This is a genomic window from Streptomyces triticirhizae (genome assembly GCF_003696235.1).
In the GTDB taxonomy this organism is placed as follows: Bacteria; Actinomycetota; Actinomycetes; order Streptomycetales; family Streptomycetaceae; genus Streptomyces; species Streptomyces triticirhizae.
The window spans coordinates 1-3087 of record NZ_RFFJ01000341.1 but is presented as its reverse complement, the minus strand read 5'-3'; the positions used below and the strand labels follow the sequence as shown (position 1 = coordinate 3087).

Genomic DNA, 3087 nt, shown 5'->3' with positions numbered 1-3087 from the left:
CCGAGCCGCTCCTGCCACGGCCGCGCGCCTGGGGCGCGCCGCCCCGGCCCTCGCCCCGCGCACCGGGCCCGCGCCGGTCGTCGCGCCGGTCACCCGAGCCACGCCGGTCGTCGCGTCGATCACCCGAGCCACGTCCGCCCGATCCGCGTCGGTCGTCGCGTCGATCGCCGGAGCCGGCCCGGTCGTCGCGGCGTTCGCCCTGGTCATAGCGGCGCTCCTCGGGGCGTGGCCGGCCCGAACGGCTCGGGCGGTCGTCGCGGTCGTAGCCCGCGCCGCCCCGGGTGTTCCGGTTGGGCCGGTCGTTCCGGTCGTTCCGGTTGGTGGTCTGCCGGTTCCGGTTGGTGCCCCGGCTGTTGTCCCGGCTGTTGTGCTGGCCGCTGCTTCGCATTAATGATCCGTTGGGGAGTCGCCGCTGTCGTCTGCATCTACGTCGAACGACGGCACCCCCTCCTGGCTCTCGCCCTCGACCTGGTCCGCTTCGGGAAGGAAGGGCGCCAACTCGGGAAGTTCGTCCAGACCGCGCAGGCCCATCCGCTCCAGAAAGTAGTGCGTCGTCTCATACAGGATCGCACCTGTTTCGGGTTCGGTGCCCGCCTCGGCCAACAGCCCCCGCTGGAGCAGGGTGCGCATCACGCCGTCACAGTTCACGCCCCGGATCGCGGAGACCCGGGAACGGCTCACCGGCTGGCGGTAGGCGACGACCGCCAACGTCTCCAGCGCGGCCTGGGTCAGCCGGGCGTGCTGGCCGTCCAGCACGAAGCGGTCCACGGCGGAGGAGTAGGCGGCCCGGGTGTAGTAACGCCAGCCGCCGGCGACCAGCCGCAGCTCGAACCCCCGGCCGTCCCCGGTGTACTCGTCGGCCAACTCCCGCAGCGCGTCGGCGACGGCCCGCCGGGGAAAGCCGAGCACCTTCGCCAGGTGTTCCTCCGTGGCGGGCTCGTCGACGACCATCAGCACCGCCTCCAGGGCGGGCTTGATCGCGAGTTCCCCCTCGGGTGGCTCCGGGGACTCCTCCGGGTGCGGCTCGGGGGCCGCGGCGGCCTTCTCCGGCCGTTCCGCCGGCGCGGTGTCCGCCGTCGTCTCGGCGGTCTCGGCGGTCTCGGCGGTATGGGGCGTGGTCATCTCGCTTCGCCTTCCCTCTGGCCTTCCTGCGGGCCATGCTCGGGTGCGGGTGGGGGCGGCGGCTCCTCCCCGGGCGAACCCGCCCCGCGCGCCCGCCCGTTGCCGCCCTCGGCGGCCTCATCGGCGGCCTCATCGGTCGCCTCCTCGGCGCCGGCGACCCGGTCGAACTCGTCGCTGACCAGCGCGCGGCCCGGCGCGGCCCCGCTCCAGCGCACGAGCAACGGGCCCAGCGCCACCTCCTGTTCGAGCGCGACGGCACGCTCCCGGTACAGCTCCAGCAGCGCGAGGAAGCGAGCCACCACGGTGAGGGTGTCCGGGGCGTCCCCCGTCAACTCGGCGAACGTCGCCGAACCGACCTCCCGCAGCCGGCCGATCACCACCTCGGCCTGCTCGCGGACGCTGACCAGCGGGGCGTGGATGTGCTCGACATAGACCTCGGGCTTGGGCTTGGGCCGCATCGCCTTCACCGCGAGCCGGGCGAAGCCCTCGGGCCCGATCCTGATCACCACGTCGGGCAACAGCTCGGCGTGGTGCGGCTCCAGCCCGACGGTGCGGGGGTGGCGCAGCGCCTCCTCGCCGAGCCGGTCAGCGAAGATCTCGGCGATCCGCTTGAACGCGCGGTACTGCAACAGGCGGGCGAAGAGCAGGTCCCTGGCCTCCAGCAGGGCGAGGTCGGCCTCGTCCTCCACCTCGGCGGTGGGCAGCAGCCGCGCCGCCTTCAGGTCGAGCAGGGTGGCCGCCACCACCAGGAACTCGGTCGTCTGGTCGAGGTCGCCCTCCGGGCCCATGGCCCGCAGATGCGCGAGAAAGTCGTCGGTGACCCGCGACAGCGCGACCTCGGTGACGTCGAGCCGGTGCCGGGAGATCAGCTGGAGCAGCAGATCGAACGGGCCCTCGAAGTTCTCAAGAACGACCCGGAAACGTCCGTCGTCAGCCTCGCCGCCGTCGCCGCCGGCGGGTTCGGGGTCGGTGCCGGGGTCGGTGCCGGGGTCGGGGTCGGGGGCGGTGCCGGGCTTGGGGGCGGCAGCCGGAGCGTCCCCCGGCGCGGACCCCGGGGGCGCTTCCACGGCAACGCCGTCGTCGTTGACGGCGACCGCACGGGCGGCGGCCGTCTCGCCCGCCGTGGGAGGCGCGTTGACGCCCGGGTCGTCGAACCGCTCGGGGGGCAGACCCCGGTCACGCGCCTCGTCCGAGCGGTCGGCGCTCGGCGCCGCAGGAGCCTCGTCCCCGACGATGGCGCGGTCGGCGGCCGTTTCCCCGTTGGGGCCCGAGGCGTTGGCGGAGCGGTTCTCCTGCCCCGGGGCCGGCAGTCGCTCGTCACGTTCGCCGGCCGAGAGGTCGGCGGCCTCCCGTTCGGCCGGGGCATCGACGGCCGGTGCCGCCTGCGGTGCCGCCGCCTCGGCGGAACCGGCCCCTTCGCCCGGCGGGGCACCCGCGTCCCCGGTGGTCGCGCCAGCGGTCCCCGGGGGCCGGGGGCCCTGGCCCAGGGGGCGGCGGCGGTGGGTGGGCGGGGTCATCGCCGGGCAGGTTACTCCGCGTCGCCGTCGCGCATCGCGCGCCGCGCGGTCAGCGTCCGCGCAGGCGGCGCACCAAGATGCTGGCGTCGCCCCGGGATTCGAGATCCGCGAGGACCACAGCGACCGCCTCGCGCACGATCCGGCCCCGGTCGACCGCGAGGCCGTGTTCGCCGCGCAGCACCAGCCGCGCGTGTTCCAGGTCCATCAACTCCTCGGCGGAGACATAGACGGTGATCTTCTCGTCGTGGCGTTCCCGGCCGCTGGGGCGTCGCCCGACGCCCCGTCCCTTGCGCGGCGTCGCCCCCGCGCCGCCGCGCGCCGGGGTCCCGGCCTGGCCGGCCGGGGGAACGGTGGGACGCCCCGCGCCGTCGCGCTTGGGCTGGCTCGGGACCTGGGGCTCGCGCCCCTCCCGACCGTCGCGGTCCCGCGCGGACTTGCCCCGGGGCTC

General features: G+C 75.5%; 3 protein-coding genes and 1 pseudogene. All 4 read right to left on the bottom strand.

What is annotated here, in order from left to right:
* Window positions 1-388: pseudogene (locus EBN88_RS32270) on the bottom strand (DEAD/DEAH box helicase); the annotation flags it as partial.
* A complete protein-coding gene (gene scpB, locus EBN88_RS29330) occupies window positions 388-1122 on the bottom strand; it encodes an SMC-Scp complex subunit ScpB (protein ID WP_122400022.1) in 735 nt (244 codons plus the stop codon). The gene scpB and the pseudogene EBN88_RS32270, both read right to left, overlap by 1 nt.
* On the bottom strand, window positions 1119-2639 hold the full coding sequence (locus tag EBN88_RS29325; RefSeq protein ID WP_233581113.1) for a segregation and condensation protein A: 1521 nt from the start codon (window positions 2637-2639) through the stop codon (window positions 1119-1121). The genes scpB and EBN88_RS29325 overlap by 4 nt, the downstream gene beginning before the upstream one ends.
* A gap of 49 nt (window positions 2640-2688) precedes the next feature.
* Window positions 2689-3087 (bottom strand): hypothetical protein (locus EBN88_RS32265; protein ID WP_233581111.1); only part of this gene is annotated, 399 nt, incomplete at its 5' end.